The sequence below is a fragment of the Rhodophyticola porphyridii genome, from assembly GCF_003688285.1.
GTDB lineage: Bacteria > Pseudomonadota > Alphaproteobacteria > Rhodobacterales > Rhodobacteraceae > Rhodophyticola > Rhodophyticola porphyridii.
In genome coordinates this window covers 829,226-848,555 of record NZ_RCNT01000001.1, presented here as the reverse complement: position 1 = coordinate 848,555, position 19,330 = coordinate 829,226, and the positions used below count along the sequence as shown (strand labels likewise).

Below are 19,330 nucleotides of genomic sequence, written 5' to 3'. Positions count from 1 at the left end.
GCGTTCAGTCCCCGTTTTCGAGAAAATCCCAGACCGAGGAGATCACGACGGAACCCTCGCCCACGGCACTTGCAACCCGTTTGACCGAGCCGTCACGCACATCTCCCACAGCGAAAATCCCAGGGCAGGATGTGGCATAGGCCGAGGAGGCCCCGACCGCCGGCCCGGTTTTCACGAAACCGCGGTCGTCCAGGTCCACATGGCCGGACAACCATCCTGTATTGGGCGCGGCCCCGACCATGATGAACACCGCAGTGCTGTTGATCCGCCAGTCCTGGCCTGTGGATTTGTCCCGGATGTCGACACCCTCCAGCTCATCCCCACCGTGCAGGGCCGTCATCTCAGTCCGGTAATGGATGGTTATCTTGGGGTCGGCATTGAGACGGCTGAGCAGGTAGTCGGACATCGAAGCGGCCAGCGACGCGCCACGCACCAGCACATGGACGTGTCGCGCGCTGCGGCTGAGAAACATCGCGGCCTGACCGGCCGAGTTTCCGCCGCCGATCACGACCACCTCGGTATCGCGGCAATAGCGCGCCTCCACATCGGTTGCCGCGTAGTAGACGCCGGCGCTCTCGAACCGTTCCAGCCCCTCGATCGGCAGGCGGCGATATTGCACACCCGTCGCCACCACCAGCGCGCGGGCGCAGGTTTCGGCTCCGTCATCGAGGGTGATGCAGAACGTGCCATCGTCACGCACAGAGAGCTCCGCCGCCCGCCGCGGCACCGCAAAGCGCGCGCCGAATTTCATCGCCTGCACCTCGCCCCGCCAACACAGGTCCGCGCCGGAAATGCCGGTGGGAAAGCCCATGTAATTCTCGATCCGGCTTGACGTACCCGCCTGCCCGCCAATCGCCATATCCTCCACCACCAGTGCGTTCATCCCCTCGGACCCGGCATAAACGGCCGCCGCCACGCCCGCCGGTCCGCCGCCCACGATCAGAACGTCGTGAACCTCGTCAACGTCGAATGTCAGATCGAGGCCGAGCAGGGCCGCAACCTTGCGCGGCGTCGGATCGGCGATCACATCGGTCTTTCCGAAAATCACCGCTGGGCGCGGAGCCCCGATATTGCATTGATGGGCCAGCGCCTCGGCCTCATGCTCGTCCAGCGTGAGCGAGCGGACCGGAATGCGGTTGCGGCCGGCGAAGCTGGCGATCCGGCGGATGTTCCTGTCTGCCTCCGCGCCGATCAGGGTCAGGCTGGCGCGCCCGCTCTCCAGTTGCCCCCGGCGGCGCGCGGCGTAAACCGTGATGATGATGTCCGACATTTCCGGGATCCGCCGCATCAGGTCGAGCATCGCATCCCGCGCTACGCACAGAAGCGTCGTATCCTTCACCGCGCGGGCCGACATCATCGCGGTGCCGCCCGACAGAAACGAGATATCGCCGAAGAATTGCGTCGGCCCGAGAGAGGCATTGCCGTATCGCGCGTTGGTGCGCGGGTCGATCGCTTCGATCTCGCCGTCGATCAGATAGCAAAACTCGGTGATCGGATCGCCGGCATGGGCCAGCCACTCCCCTGCTTTCAGATACCGCTCGGTGCCGATCCGCGCCATGGCGCGGACATGGGTGTCATGAAGCGGCGTGCGAATCATGGTGGTCACATCGGCGGCAAGCGATTCCATTCCGGTCTCAATCCTTCTGGCCAAAAAGCCCGGTCAGGGCACGCCTGACCAGCGATGTAACGCTCGGGCGGCGGTTGTCACCGAAGGGCAGCGGGCGGCAGACCTCCATCGCGGCCACGCCGACCCGCGCGGTCAACGCCCCGTTGACCACCCCCTCGCCGAACCGGCGCGACACTTTCGACAGGACCGAACCGCCCGCGACCGACCCGATCAGGTCGTCGCCTACGGCCACGGCGCCCGTGGCCACCAGATGGGTCAGCACCGCCCGGGTCAGTCGCCAGGCGCCAAGTGTGCCGGACCGGCCGCCATAGATCTCGGCGATGCGGCGGATCATGCGCAAATTCGCGGTCAGCGCCGCAATCACGTCGGCCAGCGCGATGGGAACAAGTGCTGTTACCGTCGCCACCTGCCGGGCGGCGGCCTCCACCTCCCGGCGCGCGGCGGCATCCAGCGGGGCGAGCAGTTCCGCTTCGGTCAGGGCAAACAGGTTCCCGGCATCGAAGACATCGTCCCGCCGCCGCGCCAGCGTTTCGCGGCCAAGCCGCAACTCCGGCCGGTCGCGGTAAAGCGTCGTCAGCCGGTCGGAAACCCTGCGCGCGGCGCCCAGATCCCCCGCTGACAGCGCCGCGTCGGCCTCACGCCTGAGGTCATCCAGCCGGCCAAGGCGCGAAAACGCCGCCGCCTCCTTCAACGCGATCAGCACCAGCGCCAGCAACACGAGCCCCACCAGAACCGTCGCGGTCCAGCCGAGGATCGGGTTCGCCGCCAAAAGCCCGGTGACGAAATTCCACGCCGCGATGGACAGCACGAAGCCAAGAAGGGTCAGTGCCGCCGCCCAGAAGAACCGCCCCAGGCGTGACGGGCGGCGCGCGGCCAGGGTCGCCATGGTCTGCATGGCCTGCCCGCTGGCGAACGGCACGCCGGCATCGGGCACCGGCGGCGCCGCGCCCGGCCCGATCTCGGGTGCGTCCTCCAGCTCGATCAGAACGGGGCCCTTGCGATCAACCATTCAACCTGTCCTGCTTCTCTGGTTCAAGAATATGCCAAGGGGAGGGGCCGGCCCGGGGGCAAAGCCCCGTCCCGCGCAGGCCATCGCCGCTCATCTGAGCCTGTCTCCGAGCAAAAACTCCGCCGCGCTGTCCAGCCGGATATGGGGTGGCCCCTCCCCCGGTTTCAATGTCAGCGTTGCGGGCGCAAAGCGCATCACGTCGAAATCACCGTCCAGCCACGCCGCCTGCCCCTGACGCGCGGGCACCAGAAGCGCATTCGGATCCTCCGGCAGGTCGCCGGGATGGAACGCCGCCTGTTTGCCCCCGTCCAGCAAGGTGCCGCGCACCAGATCGAGGCGTCCGCCATCATGGCTGCGGGTCTCTTCCACCGTGGCACGCAGGGCGGCGATGGCCATGGCCCGGGTCGCGGCCCCGGCGAAATCTGCGCGATTGCGGGCGTCGCGCACCAGCGCCTCCATGATCGCGGTGAGTTTCGGGTGCTGGGAATGATGCAGATGGTCCGCCTTGGTCGCGGCAAACAGGATCTTGTCCGTGCGCCGCCCCACAAGCGTGCTCAGAAAGCTGTTCCGGCCAGGGCGAAAGGCGCGGAGGATCCCGGCCATCGTGCGGCGCAGATCCTCCACCGCGGGCGGACCCGAATGGATCGCGCCAAGCGCGTCAATCAGCACGATCTGCCGGTCGATCCGTGCAAAATGGTCGCGAAAGAAGGGTTTGACCACCTGCGCCTTGTAGGCCTCGTAGCGCCGCGCGAATTCGCGCGCCAGCGAACCGCGCGGGCTGGCCGACTGCGGCAGGGGCGCGAATGTGAGCGCGGGACTGCCCTCCAGTTCTCCGGGCAGAAGAAACCGGCCCGGTGTGCAATCGGAGAAACCCGCCGCCCGTGCCGCGGCCAGATAGGCGGTATAGGCGCGCGCGAGCGCCTGCGCCTGCGGCTCGTCCAGCCTGGCGGACGGGTCCAGATCAGCCAGATGCGACAGATATTCGGCCCCGCCGGGGCGGCCGCGGGCCTGATCGAGCGCCTGCGCGGCCCAGTCCTCATAGCGCTGATCCAGAAGCGACAGGTCCAGCAGCCATTCACCAGGATAGTCCACGATATCCAGATGGACCGTGCGCGGCCCGGACAGGCCCGAAAGCAGACCGCTCGGCTGCACCCTCAGCGACAGGCGCAGTTCCGACACATGCCGGGTGCTGTCGGGCCAATGCGGATTGGGGCCGGTCAGGGCCGCAAGATGGGTTTCAAAGTCGAACCGGGGCACCGTATCATCGGGCTGTGGCTGCAGGAACGCGGCCTGAATCCGACCCGACTGCGCCGCTTCAAGCCCCGGCATCCGCCCGCGATCCAGAAGGTTGGCGACAAGCGAGGTGATAAAAACGGTCTTGCCCGCCCGGCTGAGCCCGGTCACGCCCAACCGGACCACCGGTTCGAAAAAGGTCTCGGACACGGCGCCGGTCACGCTGTCGATCCCCCGGCCCAGAGTGTCCGCTATTGTCCCGATGACCACTGCGCAATCGTCCTTTGCCTGCCTCAGGATCAAAGAATAGTCATCGGAGGGTGCGGTTTACAGGGTTGATTGCGCCTCTCCGCTTTGTCATAGGCGAACCCCATGCCCCGCTATGCCCTGAAACTTGAGTATGATGGCGCTCCCTTTGCCGGGTGGCAGCGTCAGGCTGACTGCGCCACCGTGCAGGGTGCGGTCGAGGCGGCGCTGGCCAGGCTGGAGCCGGATGTGCCCACGATTGCCGCCGCCGGGCGTACCGATGCAGGCGTTCACGCGACGGGTCAGGTGGCCCATTGCGACATGGCGCGCGACTGGACGCCCTTTCGCCTGTCGGAGGCGGTGAATTTTCATCTCAAGCCCCTGCCGGTCGCCGTTGTTGCCTGCGCCCGGGTCGATGACGACTGGCATGCGCGGTTTTCGGCCGAGGAGCGGCGCTATCTCTACCGGGTGGTCAACCGCCGGGCGCCGTTGACGCTTGAGGCAGGCCAGGCGTGGCATGTGCGGGGCAAACTGCGAGCGGACCCGATGCGGGAGGCCGCCCGGCACCTGATCGGGCGTCATGATTTCACGACGTTCCGGGCCACGATCTGTCAGGCCAAGAGCCCGGTCAAGACGCTCGACGCGATCGAGATCACGGAGGTGCCGCTTGATCACGGGGTCGAGTTTCAGTTCCGGTTCAGGGCCCGGTCCTTTCTGCATTCGCAGGTCCGCTCCCTTGTCGGCTCGCTGGAACGCGTGGGCGCGGGCGGCTGGAGCCCCGCCGACATGAAGGCCGCGCTGGAGGCCGCGGACCGCGCCGCCTGCGGGCCGGTCGCGCCCCCGTTCGGGCTTTCTCTGACGGGGGTCGGCTATGCGTCGGATCCGTTCGCGGAACCTGCCACATGACCCCCGCCGCGCCGTTCTCAAGGGAGCTGGTCCTGATCGGCGGCGGCCATACTCATGCGCTGGTTCTGCGCAATTGGGGGATGGATCCGGTGCCCGGCGCGCGCCTGACGCTGATCAATCCGGGCCCGACCGCGCCCTATTCCGGCATGCTGCCCGGCCATGTGGCGGGGCATTACGACCGAGATGAGTTGCAAATCGATCTGGTACGGCTGGCCCGCTTCGCCGGTGCAAGGCTGATCCTGGGCACCGCCACCGGGCTCGACCGGGACGCCAGAACCGTCCGCGTGGAGGGCCGGATCGCCCCCATCTCCTACGACATACTGTCGATCGATGTGGGCGTGACCTCGGCCATGCCCGGCCTGCCCGGCTTCGCCAGCTTCGGCGTGCCGGCGAAACCGCTGGACCTTTTCGCCGATGCATGGGCCCGGTTCTGCGACGATCCGCCGGCCCGCCCGGACATCGCCGTGATCGGCGGCGGCGTGGCCGGCGTGGAACTGGCCATGGCCGCGCAGCATCGGCTGACCGGTCTGGGATGCGCGCCCACCGTCACGATCGTCGAGAGGGCCGAAGCGCTTGCCGGGCTACCCGGAAAAAGCCGCGCGCGGCTGATGGAGACGCTGAAAACCGCGGGCATTACGCTGATCGAAGGCGTCGGGGTCACCGAACTTGGCGACGACACGCTTCGCCTGTCCGACAGTCGCAGGCTTCGCAGCGACATGACCATCGGCGCGGCGGGCGCCCGGCCCCATGACTGGCTGGCCGATCTGGGCCTTGAGACCGAGGCGGGGTATCTGGCGGTCGACGCGACGCTTCGCTCGCTCACCGACCCGGCCATCTACGCGGTCGGCGACTGCGCCCATCTTTCCCATGCTCCGCGCCCCAAGGCCGGCGTTTTCGCCGTGCGCGCCGCGCCGGTTCTGGCCCATAATCTGCGGGCCGATCTGACCGGTGGGTCCCGGCGGGCCTTCGCCCCGCAAGGCGACTATCTCAAGCTGATCTCACTTGGCCGCAAATCCGCCTTGGCCGAGAAACGGGGCATCATGCTGTCCGGCGCGCTGATGTGGCGCTGGAAGGACCGGATCGACCGCGCCTTCATGGCCCGCTTCACCAACCTGCGCCCGATGCCGTCGCCACCTGTGCCCCTGGGTGCCGCGGAAGGCGTGGCCGAGCAGATGCGCGGCCCCGCCCCGTGCGGAGCCTGCGGTGCGAAGCTGGGCCGGACTGCGCTGCAAACAGCCTTGGGCGCGCTCCCGACAGGCCTGCGCGACGATGTGCTGAGCCGCCCGGGCGATGACGCGGCGGTGCTGAAAGTCGGCGGGCGGACGCTTGTGCTGACCACCGATCATCTGCGCGCGTTCAGCCCCGACCCCGGGCTGCTGGCCCGGGTCGCCGCGGTCCACGCCATGGGTGATGTCTGGGCCATGGGCGCCCGACCGCAGGCGGCCCTGGCCAGCGTTACCCTGCCGATGCTGGCGCCGCGGATGCAGGCGGCCTGGCTGGCCGAAATCATGGCCGAAGCCGGTGCGATCTTCGCAGCCGAGGGGGTGGAGATCGTCGGGGGGCATTCCTCCCAGGGTGCCGAACTGTCGATCGGCTTCACCCTGACCGGTCTGCCCGACGGCCCGCCCGTAACGCTCGCCAGCGCTCAGGATGGCGACGCGCTGGTTCTGACCCGCCCGCTTGGCACCGGTGTGATCCTGGCCGCTGAAATGGCGCAGGCCGCGAAAGGCGCGGATGTGGCCACCGCCTGGGCGCAGATGAGCCGCCCGCAAGGCGACGTCGCCGCCCGTATCGGCGCGCTTGCCCATGCGATGACGGATGTCACCGGCTTCGGTCTGGCCGGGCACCTGATCGGCATATGCGACGCCTCGGCCCTCGGCGCGGAGATCGCGCTGGCCGACCTGCCCGTGCTGCCGGGTGCCCGGGCGCTTCTGGATGCCCACCAGCGGGCCAGCCTGCACGCAGAGAACGAGGCTGCCCTTGCCGGGCGGATCAGCGGCGGCGACGGCGCGCAGAAGGCGCTGCTGTTCGACCCGCAGACCTCGGGCGGGTTTCTGGCCGCGCTGCCGCAGACCGATGCGGCCACGGTGGTGGCGGATCTGCGCGCGGCTGGCCATGCGGCGGCCATCATCGGCCGGTTCGGGAAGGGCGCGCCACGGATCACCCTGATCTAGGCGCGCGTGATCCACCGGGCGAGCCGGTCCGCCAGGGCCTCGCGCGCCTCCACCGTCAGGCTGTCACTGCGAAACTCCGCCAGCCGTTCCGTGGCGTCCGATCTGCGCGCACGGGCATAGGCCGGATCGTAATGCCGCTCGATCAATCCCGCGGAAAGCTCCTGCAACCGCCCTTCATGGGCCAGCGCGATCCAGCCATCCACCACCTCATTTCCTGCCAGCGGGCGCAGATGATCCAGCCGGGCGATCAGGCGCGGAAGATCGGCGGCATAAGCTCCGTAGACATCGGCCAGATAGGCCGCGCGCGCCTGCGCCGGAACGGCGACGACCAGACGCGGCGCGGCCCGCATCGCAGCCCAGAGCGAGGGCGGCAGGCGCAGCTTTCCGATCCGGCTCGACTCCGCCTCCAGCAGCAGCGGCCGCGCGGGATCGACCCGGGAGAGCGCCATGGCCAGCGCCGACTCGAACGCCTTCTGCGAAGGTTGCGGCCCCTCCATCTCGCCCAGGATGGAGCCGCGATGCGCCGCGAGGCCTTCCAGATCCACGACCTGCACCCCGCGCGCGGCCAGCCTGGCCAGAAGATCGGTCTTGGCACTTCCGGTATTGCCATCCAGCCGGATCAGCTGCTGCGCCAGGGGCCGGTCGTAGAGCATCTCCACCACCCGCCGCCGATAGCTGCGATATCCGCCGTCCAAAACCTCCACCCGCCATCCAATCTGCCGCAGGATCGTGGCGAAGGAACCCGAACGCTGGCCGCCGCGCCAGCAATAGACCAGCGGCTGCCAATCCCCGCCCTGCCCCATCAGGGAGCTTTCGATATGCGCGGCGGCGTTCCGCGCCACCAGCGCCGCCCCGATCTTGCGGGCGGCAAAGGGGCTCTGCTGCGCGTAGATCGTACCGACGCGCGCCCGCTCCGCGTCGCTGAGGACGGGCATGTTCACTGCGCCGGGCATATGATCCTCAGCAAACTCCGCCGGGCTGCGCACGTCGATGATCGCGTCGAAACCGGCGGCCCACTCCATTGTTTCGGCAAATATCCCGGTATCGCCCAAGTCGGATCCGCCTTTCCCAACGTCCTCTTTGCTTCAAAAACAGTGCCATGGCGGGCACCGGCACCCGTCAACGCGGCCATACGCGGCAAACTCGCCCCCGCCGGTCGGGCGCGCGGGACGCGGCGGCGCGGTGTCGTCAGATGTCCTGCCCGTGCATCTTGCGGAACCGCTGGATCAGGCTGGAGGTGTCCCACCTCCCGCCGCCAAGCTGCTGCACCTCGGCATAGAACTGGTCCACCAGCGCCGTGACCGGCAGGCTGACGCCCATCTCCTTGCCCTGGGCCAGCGCGATCCCCAGATCCTTGCGCATCCAGTCGACGGCGAAGCCGTGGTCGAACTCATTGTCCACCATCGTCCCGGCCCGGTTGGCCAATTGCCACGAGCCACCTGCACCCTGGGACACCAGATCCGCCACTTTCTTGGCGTCCAGCCCGGCTTGCATGGCAAAGAACAGACCCTCTGAAATACTCTGGATCGCACCGGCTATGCAGACCTGATTGATCATCTTGGTCAACTGGCCTGCGCCGATATCGCCGAAATGCACAATCGCCTTGGCATAGGCATCGATCACCGGTTCGGCCGCCGCGAAATGCGTCTCCTCGCCGCCGCACATGATCGCCAGTTGCCCGTTTTCGGCCCCGGCCTGCCCGCCGGAGACGGGCGCGTCGACCCAGCCCACCCCCTGTTCCGCGGCCTGCGCCGCCAGTTCCCGGGTGACCGTTGCCGATACCGTCGTGTGATCCACGAAAACCGATCCGGGCGCCATGCCGGCAAGCGCCCCCGCCGCACCCAGCACGACGGCGCGCAGATCCTCGTCATTGCCGACGCAGGACATCACGAACTCCGCCTCCGACACCGCCTCGCGCGGGGTCTCCGCGAAATCCCCGCCATGCTCCGCCGCCCAGGCTTCGGCCTTGGCGGTTGTCCGGTTGTAGACGGTTACCTCATGGCCTGCGTTCCGCAGATGCCCGGCCATTGGATAGCCCATGACCCCCAGACCCAAAAACGCCAGTTTTGCCATTTCATCCCTCCGCTTGACGATGCCTTGCGCGCAGACCTAGCAGCGCGCGATCCCGCCGACCAGACGGCGGGGGCCGGTTCATGCCGTCCGGCCTTCGAATTGTGCCAGCGCCACGCCTTCGGCCTCCAGCGCCGCGCGGACCGAGCGCGCGATATCCACCGCTTCGGGCGTGTCGCCATGCAGACAGATCGTGTCGATCGCGGCCGGGATCTCCTTGCCGCTTCCGGTGATGATCGCGCCGGCCTTGACCATCGCGGCGACGCGTGGCCCGGCCACGCCCGCATCATGGATCACCGCGCCGGGACGGGAGCGGTCGACAAGCGTCGCATCGTCGTTATAGGCGCGGTCCGCGAAAATCTCGCCCGCCCAGGCGCAGCCAAGCGCGCGCGTCGCCTCCTCCTGCGCGGTGGCGGTCAGCACCATGATGATCAGGTCAGGGTCCACCGAAAGCGCCGCGTCGTAGCAGACCCGCGCCAGTTCGGCATCCTCGGAGGTCATGTTGCCGAGCGCCCCGTGCAGTTTCAGATGCCGGACCCTGCCGCTGGCGGCGCGCGCCATGGCCTGCGCCGCACCAAGTTGAAACCGGACGAAATTGGCCAATGTCTTGTGGGGCAGATGCATCCGCCGGCGTCCGAAACCCTGCAGGTCGGGAAAGCCCGGATGCGCGCCGATCCCGACACCGTTTTCCACTGCCAGCGCCATGGTTTCCGCCATCACGTCGGGGTCGCCCGCATGGGCACCGCAGGCGATATTGGCCGAGGTGATGATCCGCAGCAGATCCGCATCGCGACCCATGACCCAGGGACCAAAGCTCTCGCCCATATCCGCGTTCAGATCGACAGTCAGGCTCATTGATGCTCCTCCTCATGGCCGGAAATGGCCCCGTCGGCCAAGTGATAGCTCAACAGATCAGGGATGTCGCGCGGGTCTCGCACAAGCGGCCTTACCCTTGAGCGAAGCGCATCCCGCGCCGCCTGATCCGCGCGTTCCGCCGCCAGACCTTCGTCAGGCGTTATGAAAACAAGGTTGAGCGGAGCCCCGGGCGGCGTCTGCGCCGCGCGTGGCAGATCGGCCGGCAGAACCGTCGCGATCCGCGGATAGCCGCCCATGGTCTGGCATTCCGCCATCAGGATCACCGGCACCCCGTCGCCGGTGATCTGGATGTCCCCCGGCACGATGACCTCGGAGACCACGGTCAGCCCGCCTTCCAGCGCGAACCCCTCGACATCCATCGCAAGGCGCAGCGCCATGCGGTTCGAGCGCGGATCGCGCTGAAACGCGGTCGCCTCCAGCCGGGCGCGGGTGTGTTCGTCGAAAAAGCCGGTCTGGACCGATGGCAGGATCCGCAACCGGCCGCCCGAAAAGCGATCGGCCACATCCAGCACCATGCCGGTTGCGCCCTGCCTGTCCGTGCCGACCGGCAGATGCGTGCCCTCTTCGACCGGGCCGCCCAGCCCCGCGTTCAGTTGCGCCGCGCGCGCGCCCAGTCTGACATCGGTGTCGAACCCGCCGCCCACATGCAGATAGCCGACCGCGCCTTCGATCACGCCGCCAATGGAAAGCCTGCTGCCCGCGGGCATGTGGTGGCTGGCATTCCAGATCAGAGGCGCGCCATCGAGCGTGGCCTTCATCGGCGCGCCGGTCAGGGCGATGCGAAGGGGCGCATCGGCCTCGAACTCCCCGCCTATGCCAACCATTTCCAGGGCGGCAAGGTCGGGCGCCTGAGCCAGGAGCGCAGCGCCTTCGTAAAGCGCCAGCCGGTCCATCGCCCCGCCCCGCGAAAGGCCCTGCGCCAGATGACCGGGGCGGCCAAGATCCTGCACGGTGACACCGGGCCCCGCGCGGTGGACGATCAGTGCGGTCATGAGATCACCTCGACCTCGGCGCCGCCATCCAGCACGTCGGCATCGCCCATCATACGCTCCACATGGGCGCGGTCGGTGGCGACGAACTGCACCTCGTCACCGGGGTTCAGGGGGAAGGCCGGGTCGCTGTCGGGGCGGAAATTCTCGAACGCGGTCTGCCCGATATGCCGCCAGCCCGTGGGCGACGGCCGGGAGAAGAGCACGCATTGCCGGATGGCCTGGATCATCGCGCCGGCGGGCACCATCGGGTTCAGCTCCGTCCGCCGTGGCAGGTTCCAGTTTTCGGGTAGCTCGCCCAGATAGGGCTGGCCCGGCGCGAAGCCAAGCGCCATGACCCGCAGCCGGGCGGCGGAAAGCTCCCTGATCGCCTCGGCTTCGGACAGGCCCGCAGCCGTCGCCGCCTCGGACAGTTCCGGGGCCAGATCGGTGCCGTAGACGGTCGGCACGCGGAACAGGCGCCGCCCCTCAGGCAGGGGTGCCTCGTACCAGTCCTGCCGGGACACCAGATCGCTCAGCCGGGCCGCCAGATCCGCGTGATCGGCGGCCAGCGGGTCGATGCGCAGAAAGACCGACACCAGCGAGGGGGCGGTTTCCTCCACCCCCGGCCATGGATCCCGTTCCAGGGCCGCGCGAAACGCAAGCGCCGCCCGATTGGCAGGTTCACTGAACGCATCCGCGAAGCTGACCAGCAGCCCGGTCAAACCGAGGGATCGGATGACCGGCCATGAGCCGGATGCGGAAACGGGGGCGGATGTCATGGTGCAAGCAAGTCCTGAAGTGGCGCGACGCCCCCCGTGATAACGCGGGCGCGCAAAGGTGCCAATGGGGCGTCAGCCGTCGCCCTCGGCCAGGGTCAGGGTGACCCGGTCGCCGGCAAACCAGGTGCGGCCGTATTCCACCGGGCGGCCTTCCGGATCGACGCTCAGCCCGACCGTGCGCAGGATCGGCGCGCCCGTCTGCAGATGCAGATGCCCGGCCTGCGTGGGCGAGGCGGCAAGCGCCGTTAGCTGGGTCCAGCTGCGGGTGTAATCCATCAGCCCCTCGGCCCGGAACGCCGCGGTGACGGAGCCGGTACGGGCCAGATGAATGAGCAGATCCGGGAACCGTTCGGCCGGGAACACGGCGCGTGACACTGCAATGGGCTGATCGTCGGCAAAAGACACACCTTCGGAGACGTGCACCGGATCGCCGGGTTTCAGGCCCAGCGCCTCGGCCTCCCGCGCGTCGGCGGCGCGGGTCGCACGGTGCAACGACCGGCGGCGCGGCTCCCGACCGGCGGCAATCAGGTTCTGGTGGAACCGCACGCGCTTGCCGATCGGGTAGTAGGTGGGCTGGTGCGTCACGAAAACGCCCGCGCCGCGCCGTGCATGCACCGTGCCGATCTCGGCCAATGCCGCAAGGGCCCGGCGCACCGTGTGGCGGTTCACGCCGAACCGGGCGGCCAGTTCCGCTTCGGTCGGCAGCTTGTCGCCGGGCGCATAGCGGCCCGCGCCGATCTCCCCTGTCAGGGTGTCCCGTATCGATGTCCAAAGCGCGGTGCGGCCCATGTCGGTATCCGTTTGTCATCAAAGTTTCACGGAGCCCGGGCTTGCGCGACTCGCGGGCTGGGCGTAACAATTTGTCTAGTTGTATATAAATATGGACAACTCCGCAAGATGTCTGAGATAGACGCAAACACAGACCGCAAGGCCCGCCTGTCGACCCTGGCGCAGGCCCCGGCGGCCCGGCTCGCCGCCCTTTGGCAGGCCTTCGGCAGGACGCCCGAGCATGACATGCTGCGCCCGCCAGAGATCGGGACCGTGATGGTGCGGGGCCGGGCCGGCGCGGTCGGGGCGCCCTTCAATCTGGGTGAAATGAGCGTGACACGCTGTTCCGTCCGGCTGAGGGACGGCGCCGTCGGCCATGGATATGTGCAGGGCCGCGACAAGCAGGCAGCGTGCACGGCGGCGTTGATCGACGCGCTGGCCGAAGCAGGCGAGGCCGAAGCGCTGGAGGCCGCGATCCTGCGCCCGCTGCGCGAAGAGGCGGCGGCCAGGCGGACCGCGCGCGCCGCACGCGCCGCCGCGACGAAGGTGGAGTTCTTCACGATGGTACGGGGAGAGGGATGATGTCGGCACCCACCCAAAGCGATGCGATGACCGGCGGGTTCGAGGCGCCCGCCTTCGACGCGGCCTTCGCGTTTCGCGCAGTCTTGCAGGCCATGGCCCGCCCCGGGCGGATCGAAACCGTCAGCAGAGCCGCACCGCCCACCCCGATCTCTGCGGCGGCCGGTGCCGTGATCCTGACGCTCTGCGATCCGGAGACCGGGGTCTATCTTGCACCCGGCCATGACACGGACGCCGCGCGCGCCTGGATAACATTCCACACCGGCGCGCCGTTTGTCAGGGCCGAAGCCGCGGTGTTTGCCCTTGGTACATGGGACGCGCTGGCCCCGCTGTCGGCCTACGCAATCGGCACCCCGGAATATCCCGACCGCTCGGCGACGCTGATCGTGGAGTGCGACGGTCTCTACGCCGATGGCGCCGTACTGAGCGGTCCGGGGATCAGGGACCGGGCACGTCTGAACCTGCCGGAGATCGCCGCGTTCCGGGCGAACCGGGCGCGGTTCCCGCTTGGCTTCGACTGCATCTTCACCGCAGGCGCGCAGCTGGCCGCCCTGCCCCGGTCCACCCAAGTGACGGAGGCGATCTGATGTATGTGGCAGTAAAAGGCGGTGAACGCGCCATCGACAATGCCCATGCCTGGCTGGCCGAAGAGCGGCGCGGCGACAGGGCCGTCGCCGAGATGTCGGTGGCGCAGATCCGCGAGCAACTGAGCCTGGCGGTGAACCGTGTGATGGCAGAGGGTTCGCTTTACGACCCCGATCTGGCGGCGCTGGCGATCAAACAGGCCCGTGGCGACATGATCGAGGCGGTTTTCCTGATCCGCGCCTATCGCACCACCCTGCCGCGCTTTGGCGCGTCCGAGCCGATCGATACGGGCGCGATGACCTGCGACCGGCGGATCAGCGCCACATTCAAGGATGCCCCGGGCGGCCAGATACTGGGCCCGACCTTCGATTACACCCACCGGCTGATCGATTTCGCGCTGGCCGCCGAGGGAGACGCGCCCGATGCACCGCAGACTACCCCGCAAACTGGCAAGACGCCCCATATAACCGAGTTTCTGGCCCGCGAAGACCTGATCCAGACGGAACCCGCAGGCACCGAAACGCCTCGTGACCTGACCCGGGAGCCGCTTGATTTTCCCGCCGATCGCGCGCTGAAGCTTCAGGCGCTGACCCGCGGCGATGAAGGGTTCGTGCTGTCGATGGCCTATTCCACGCAGCGCGGCTATGGCCGCAATCACCCCTTCGTCGGCGAATTGCGCGTGGGCCAGCTACCCGTGGAGATGGAAATCCCCGAACTGGGTTTCGCCATCGAACTGGGGGATATCACGGTCACAGAATGCGAAACGGTGAACCAGTTCACCGGCTCGAAAACCGAGCCGCCGCAATTCACCCGAGGCTACGGGCTGGTCTTTGGTCATACGGAACGCAAGGCGATTTCCATGGCACTGGTCGATCGCGCCATGCGCTGGCAGGAGCTGGGTGAAGACAATGTGGGGGCGCCCGCGCAGGACGAGGAGTTCGTGCTCAGCCATTCCGACAATGTGCAGGCCACAGGCTTTCTTGAGCATATCAAGTTGCCCCATTACGTCGACTTCCAGTCGGAACTGGAACTGATCCGCCGATTGAGGGCGGAGGCCATGGCCACCCGCGCGCAGGAGGCCGCGGAATGACCCCTGTCGTCCGCTACCGCGACTTAGGTACACCGCGCGGAGTGGACCTGCGCGCCGCGCGCCGCGCGTCACTCATCCGTTGCGGGCCCAGGTTGGGTTCATGCCTGTCGCGAACCAGACTCCGCCAAGCCCCCACGGCGATGATCGCCAGCACCAGCGCCAACAGGCCGCCGAAACCCCAGATGACCCATTCCACTAAAAATCCTCCCGGAGGGTGCCGTGTCTGACTGCAAGTTGGCATATCTCCACGGACAGACCAAGCAGATCATCCATCTCGCCATTGCAGACGGCAGGCAGGTCTACAATCTCATCGAGCCCTTGGCAGATGCGGCGGTAGCAAAAAAGTATGGCCACCGTCCTTCGGGAGGCCGCGGAATGACCGTGTTCAGCGCCTCAGCGTCGATGCCGCAAACTCCGGCTTTCGCGATCGGCGCGGAAGATGACCGCGAAAAGCGGGCCAAACACCATGATGAGCCAGATGCTCACCACGCTCATCACGCCGGCAAAGACAATCCCGTAAAGATGCTCAGAGATCCATTCCATCTCACTCTCCCTCAGATCACGGCCGTTCAGCATGACAGACTATAACTTCGCATATCTCGATGAACAGACAAAACGCATGATCCGCCGCGCGCTTCTGAAAGGTGTCGCGATTCCCGGCTATCAGGTGCCCTTCGCCTCGCGGGAGATGCCGATGCCCTATGGCTGGGGCACGGGCGGTGTGCAGGTCTCGGCCGCCTGCCTGACCCCGGATGACCGTTTCAAGGTGATCGATCAGGGCGCAGACGACACCACCAACGCCGTCTCGATCCGCAAGTTCTTTGAAAAAACCGCCGGCGTGGCGGTGACCGAGAAGACGAGTGAGGCCACCGTCATCCAGACCCGGCACCGGATCCCGGAGACCGTGCTGAGCGAGGAGCAGATCCTTGTCTATCAGGTGCCGATCCCGGAACCGCTCAGGTTTCTGGAACCGAAGGAGACCGAGACGCGGAAGATGCACGCGCTTGAGGAATACGGGCTGATGCATGTGAAACTTTACGAGGACATCGCCCGGCATGGCGAGATCGCAACCGCCTACGCCTACCCGGTGAAGGTGGAGGAGCGCTATGTGATGGACCCGTCGCCTATCCCGAAATTCGACAACCCCAAGCTGGAAAGCGCAGCCCTGCAACTGTTCGGCGCCGGACGGGAACAGCGGATCTATGCGGTGCCACCCTATACCAGGGTCGTAAGTCTCGATTTCGACGACCACCCGTTCGACCCGTCGAAGGCCGATCATCCCTGCGCGCTTTGCGGGGCCGAGGACAGCTATCTCGACGAGGTGATCGTCGATGATACCGGCAGACGGATGTTCGTTTGCTCCGACACGGATTTCTGCGCCGGTCGTCGGGAGGATGCCGCATGAGCGGGCAAGTGATCTTCCCGACCCATGCCGAAGTGGACTTCGATCCGGCTGTCGCGGTGCCGGGCCGGGGGCTGAGCGCCGAGGAGTGGGAAACGGCGCGCGCCGCACAAAGGTGCATCGTCGGTGCGGTGGACCGGGCTTTGTCCGACGCGCCCGTCGACGGCGATGTCCCGATCGTGGCTTATGGGGGCGTGGGTGCGCTGCTGTGCCATCATCTTCTTGATGTCGAAATCAACCGTACCCAAGGCCAGCCCCATGGCAGCGGCGGGTGCCGGTTCACATTCGACCGCAACCTGAACTCGACGCCGACCGATTGGAGAGCGATATGACACCGCTTCTGGATGTTCGCAGCCTGACCAAGACCTACGGCTCCCGCACCGGTTGCGCCGATGTGTCCTTCACGCTTTACCCTGGCGAGGTCATGGGGATCGTGGGGGAAAGCGGATCGGGCAAATCGACCTTGCTGAACTGTCTGGCCGGGCATCTGGAACCGGACCGGGGCGCGGTACTCTTCGACACACGGGCCGACGGGCCGCGCGACACACTGCGGATGTCGGAGCCGGAACGGCGGATGCTGGGGCGCACCGACTGGGCCTTTGTGCATCAGAACCCGCGCGACGGGCTCAGAATGCGGATCAGCGCGGGCGGCAACGTGGGCGAACGGCTGATGGCCGTGGGCGCGCGCCATTACGGAGAGATCCGGGAAGCCGCCGAGGATTGGCTGGACCGGGTCGAGATCAGCACGAACCGGATCGACGACCGCCCTGCGGCCTTTTCCGGCGGCATGCAGCAACGGCTTCAGATCGCCCGAAACCTGGTCACCGGGCCGCGGCTGGTCTTCATGGATGAGCCCACCGGCGGGCTGGATGTTTCGGTGCAAGCGCGCCTTCTGGATCTGTTGCGCGGACTGGTCCGGCGCATGGGCCTGTCGGCAATCGTGGTCACCCATGATCTGGCGGTGGTGCGTCTGCTGGCCGACCGGCTGATGGTGATGAAGGATGGCTATGTGGTGGAAACCGGGCTGACCGACCAGGTGCTGGATGATCCGCAACACGGGTATACGCAGCTGCTTGTCAGCTCGGTTCTGCAGGTATGAGGGGACAGGGAATGATCGAGGTTCAGGGGCTTGGAAAATCATTCACGCTGCACAATCAGGGCGGCGCGGTGATCCCGGTTCTGGAAGGCGCAAGGTTCACGGTAGCGCAAGGCGAATGCGTCGCGCTGACCGGGGCGTCGGGGGCGGGGAAATCCACGGTCATGCGCATTCTCTACGGGAATTATCTGGCGCAGGCGGGTCAGGTTATGATCGGCGGGGTCGACCTGACGGCGGCGGAGCCGCGCGAGATATTGGCGCTGCGCCGCGACACCCTTGGCTATGTCAGCCAGTTCCTGCGCGTGGTTCCGCGCGTGCCGACGCTGGAGGTGGTGGCCGAGCCCTGTCTGGCCATCGGCATGGAGGAAAGCGCGGCGCTGGACCGGGCCCGCGGCCTGTTGGCGCGGCTGAACATCCCCGAACGGCTTTGGGCCCTGTCGCCCACCACGTTTTCGGGTGGCGAACAACAACGGGTGAACATCGCCCGCGGCTTCGCCCACGCCTACCCCGCGCTGTTGCTGGACGAGCCGACCGCCAGCCTCGACCCGCAAAACCGGGAGGTGGTTCTGAGCCTCGTCGAAGAGGCCAAGGCGCAGGGTACCGCGATTGTCGGCATCTTCCACGACGCCCCGGCGCGCGCGCGGCTGGCCGACCGCGAAATCGATGTCAGCGCCTTCACCCCGGCACGGGCCGCATGACGCAGGGGCGGTTCATCGCGGTGGTCGGCCCCTCCGGCGTGGGCAAGGACAGCTTGATGGACGCGCTGTGCCGCGCGCGGCCCGACCTGCGCCGGGTACGCCGGGCGATCACCCGTGCACCGGAAGCCGGCGGCGAAGACTATGAAGCCGTCAGCGCGGAGGCCTTTGTCCGCCGCGCAAAGGCGGGTGCCTTCGTGCTGCATTGGCAGGCCCATGGCCTGAGCTACGGGATCCCGGCCGAGATCCGCGACGATCTCGATGCCGGTCGCGACGTACTGGCCAATCTGTCGCGCGGCAAGCTGGAAGATGCGGCAGCCGCGTTCGCACGGGTTCATGTGCTGGTCATCAGCGCCGATCCGGAGGTTCTGGCAGATCGGCTGTCGGCCCGCGGGCGCGAGACGCCGGAGGACATCGCCGCAAGGCTCGCCCGCACCGCGCCGCCCATGCCGCAAGGCGTGCGGGTCACACAGATCGATAATAGCGGCGCGCTGGGGGCGAGCGTCTCCGCCGCGCTGGCAGCGCTTTACCCGGCAAGGGTGTAGCGGTGGATCAGATGAAACCGGCCATCCTTCGCCTCGCCCATCAGGGCCAGCGTATCCACCCCGAAAGGGCGCGGCAGCACCGGCGCGAAATGGACCGTCAGGCGGCTTGCCAGCGCTTCGGCCTCCGCCTCGGGAAAATGCCCGCTCAATGTCAGGTGGAACCGGAACTCCTCCATCACATAGGGATAACCCCAGGCCTCCAGCAATGCATCCTGCCGCGGGCTGAGGCCCGATTTGCGCCGCCGGGCCAGCTCCGCCTCGCCCGGCGGGGCGCGGAACCTGTCGAGACCCCGGACTACGGCCGCCGCCAGATTTGCCAGCGGTGTCGACGGCCCCTCGGGCACCACGGCCACGAACCCGCCAAGACGCCGGATGACAAGACCGGGAAGCTGCACCGGCGAAAGGCTGGTCAGCAGGGCCTCCGTCGCGATTTCCAGTTCGGCCCGGCTCGTCCCCTCCGCCAGACGGAAGGGCGGCTTGATCGTGCCATGGAAGCCGTATTTGCGGGGTGTCGCCGTGATCTCTTCCGGCGTGGCGGGCAAGCCGCCCAGCACGGGATGCGCGCGCGCCACCCCGGCCTCCGCGTCCCACCCCAGCCAGGCCGCCCCGGCCTGATAAAAAGCGCCTTGCGGCAGCACGTAAATCGCGTATCGGGTGAATTCGCTCATAACCTTGGCCC

21 protein-coding genes are annotated in these 19,330 nt (G+C 67.5%); 10 read left to right on the top strand and 11 right to left on the bottom strand.

Features of this window, described 5'->3' with window-relative positions; genetic code table 11:
- Positions 1-4: 4 nt before the first annotated feature.
- From D9R08_RS04345 to D9R08_RS04335, 3 genes are all read right to left on the bottom strand, one after another.
- Positions 5-1,627, bottom strand: coding sequence for an FAD-dependent oxidoreductase (locus tag D9R08_RS04345; protein WP_121896725.1), 1,623 nt, complete (start codon positions 1,625-1,627; stop codon positions 5-7).
- Between the two features lie 7 nt (positions 1,628-1,634).
- Positions 1,635-2,636 carry a YcjF family protein gene (locus D9R08_RS04340; protein ID WP_121896724.1) on the bottom strand — a complete coding sequence of 334 codons (1,002 nt, stop codon included), beginning with the start codon at positions 2,634-2,636 and terminating at the stop codon, positions 1,635-1,637.
- Positions 2,637-2,726: 90 nt separating this feature from the next.
- Positions 2,727-4,139, bottom strand: a complete 1,413-nt coding sequence (locus D9R08_RS04335; RefSeq protein ID WP_121896723.1) for a YcjX family GTP-binding protein — start codon at positions 4,137-4,139, stop codon at positions 2,727-2,729.
- 102 nt (positions 4,140-4,241) lie between these two features.
- Here D9R08_RS04335 and truA point away from each other — a divergent pair, with 102 nt between their 5' ends.
- Both truA and selD read left to right on the top strand, forming a co-directional pair.
- Positions 4,242-5,021 (top strand): tRNA pseudouridine(38-40) synthase TruA, encoded by a 780-nt coding sequence (gene truA / locus D9R08_RS04330; protein ID WP_121896722.1) that lies wholly within the window; start codon positions 4,242-4,244, stop codon positions 5,019-5,021.
- Complete coding sequence (gene selD / locus D9R08_RS04325; protein ID WP_121896721.1) at positions 5,018-7,195, top strand: selenide, water dikinase SelD; 2,178 nt, start codon at positions 5,018-5,020, stop codon at positions 7,193-7,195. The genes truA and selD overlap by 4 nt, the downstream gene beginning before the upstream one ends.
- Here the strand turns inward: selD and mnmH are convergent.
- The 6 genes from mnmH to phnF all read right to left on the bottom strand — a co-directional run bounded on the left by mnmH (position 7,192) and on the right by phnF (position 12,680).
- Complete coding sequence (mnmH, locus tag D9R08_RS04320; RefSeq protein WP_121896854.1) at positions 7,192-8,217, bottom strand: tRNA 2-selenouridine(34) synthase MnmH; 1,026 nt, start codon at positions 8,215-8,217, stop codon at positions 7,192-7,194. The two genes, selD and mnmH, sit on opposite strands and share 4 nt — an antisense overlap.
- 166 nt (positions 8,218-8,383) lie before the next feature.
- Positions 8,384-9,268, bottom strand: coding sequence for an NAD(P)-dependent oxidoreductase (locus D9R08_RS04315; protein WP_121896720.1), 885 nt, complete (start codon positions 9,266-9,268; stop codon positions 8,384-8,386).
- A gap of 78 nt (positions 9,269-9,346) precedes the next feature.
- Positions 9,347-10,120, bottom strand: a complete 774-nt coding sequence (locus D9R08_RS04310) for a LamB/YcsF family protein (protein ID WP_121896719.1) — start codon at positions 10,118-10,120, stop codon at positions 9,347-9,349.
- Positions 10,117-11,133, bottom strand: coding sequence for a 5-oxoprolinase subunit C family protein (locus tag D9R08_RS04305; protein WP_121896718.1), 1,017 nt, complete (start codon positions 11,131-11,133; stop codon positions 10,117-10,119). Before D9R08_RS04305 ends, D9R08_RS04310 begins: the two co-directional genes overlap by 4 nt.
- Positions 11,130-11,891 (bottom strand): 5-oxoprolinase subunit B family protein, encoded by a 762-nt coding sequence (locus tag D9R08_RS04300; RefSeq protein ID WP_121896717.1) that lies wholly within the window; start codon positions 11,889-11,891, stop codon positions 11,130-11,132. The genes D9R08_RS04305 and D9R08_RS04300 overlap by 4 nt, the downstream gene beginning before the upstream one ends.
- A 72-nt stretch (positions 11,892-11,963) precedes the next feature.
- Entirely contained in the window at positions 11,964-12,680 is a 717-nt protein-coding gene (gene phnF, locus D9R08_RS04295) for a phosphonate metabolism transcriptional regulator PhnF (RefSeq protein ID WP_121896716.1), read from the bottom strand.
- Positions 12,681-12,788: 108 nt separating this feature from the next.
- Here phnF and phnG point away from each other — a divergent pair, with 108 nt between their 5' ends.
- From phnG to D9R08_RS04280, 3 genes are read left to right on the top strand one after another with little or no spacing between them, the layout of a single operon-like run.
- Positions 12,789-13,241, top strand: a complete 453-nt coding sequence (gene phnG, locus D9R08_RS04290) for a phosphonate C-P lyase system protein PhnG (RefSeq protein WP_199709225.1) — start codon at positions 12,789-12,791, stop codon at positions 13,239-13,241.
- The gene (gene phnH / locus D9R08_RS04285; RefSeq protein ID WP_121896852.1) at positions 13,241-13,825 is read left to right on the top strand and encodes a phosphonate C-P lyase system protein PhnH; all 585 of its coding nucleotides are present in this window, start codon (positions 13,241-13,243) and stop codon (positions 13,823-13,825) included. The genes phnG and phnH overlap by 1 nt, the downstream gene beginning before the upstream one ends.
- Positions 13,825-14,913: a carbon-phosphorus lyase complex subunit PhnI gene (locus D9R08_RS04280; protein ID WP_121896715.1), complete on the top strand. Its 1,089-nt coding sequence runs from the start codon at positions 13,825-13,827 to the stop codon at positions 14,911-14,913. The genes phnH and D9R08_RS04280 overlap by 1 nt, the downstream gene beginning before the upstream one ends.
- Positions 14,914-15,306: 393 nt before the next feature.
- Here the strand turns inward: D9R08_RS04280 and D9R08_RS19055 are convergent, their stop codons facing one another.
- Positions 15,307-15,456 carry a hypothetical protein gene (locus D9R08_RS19055; RefSeq protein ID WP_158598922.1) on the bottom strand — a complete coding sequence of 50 codons (150 nt, stop codon included), beginning with the start codon at positions 15,454-15,456 and terminating at the stop codon, positions 15,307-15,309.
- 31 nt (positions 15,457-15,487) lie between these two features.
- On the opposite strand from D9R08_RS19055, the gene D9R08_RS04270 reads away from it, so the two are divergent.
- The 5 genes from D9R08_RS04270 to phnN are packed head-to-tail and all read left to right on the top strand — an operon-like array spanning position 15,488 to position 18,651.
- Entirely contained in the window at positions 15,488-16,318 is an 831-nt protein-coding gene (locus tag D9R08_RS04270; RefSeq protein ID WP_121896713.1) for an alpha-D-ribose 1-methylphosphonate 5-phosphate C-P-lyase PhnJ, read from the top strand.
- On the top strand, positions 16,315-16,647 hold the full coding sequence (locus D9R08_RS04265) for a hypothetical protein (protein ID WP_121896712.1): 333 nt from the start codon (positions 16,315-16,317) through the stop codon (positions 16,645-16,647). The genes D9R08_RS04270 and D9R08_RS04265 overlap by 4 nt, the downstream gene beginning before the upstream one ends.
- Positions 16,644-17,414 carry a phosphonate C-P lyase system protein PhnK gene (gene phnK, locus D9R08_RS04260; RefSeq protein ID WP_121896711.1) on the top strand — a complete coding sequence of 257 codons (771 nt, stop codon included), beginning with the start codon at positions 16,644-16,646 and terminating at the stop codon, positions 17,412-17,414. Before D9R08_RS04265 ends, phnK begins: the two co-directional genes overlap by 4 nt.
- An 11-nt stretch (positions 17,415-17,425) precedes the next feature.
- Positions 17,426-18,109, top strand: coding sequence for a phosphonate C-P lyase system protein PhnL (gene phnL / locus D9R08_RS04255; protein ID WP_121896710.1), 684 nt, complete (start codon positions 17,426-17,428; stop codon positions 18,107-18,109).
- A complete protein-coding gene (gene phnN / locus D9R08_RS04250; protein ID WP_121896709.1) occupies positions 18,106-18,651 on the top strand; it encodes a phosphonate metabolism protein/1,5-bisphosphokinase (PRPP-forming) PhnN in 546 nt (181 codons plus the stop codon). The genes phnL and phnN overlap by 4 nt, the downstream gene beginning before the upstream one ends.
- Here the strand turns inward: phnN and D9R08_RS04245 are convergent.
- Positions 18,633-19,319, bottom strand: coding sequence for a DUF1045 domain-containing protein (locus D9R08_RS04245; protein WP_121896708.1), 687 nt, complete (start codon positions 19,317-19,319; stop codon positions 18,633-18,635). The genes phnN and D9R08_RS04245 overlap by 19 nt on opposite strands.
- Positions 19,320-19,330 lie beyond the last annotated feature (11 nt).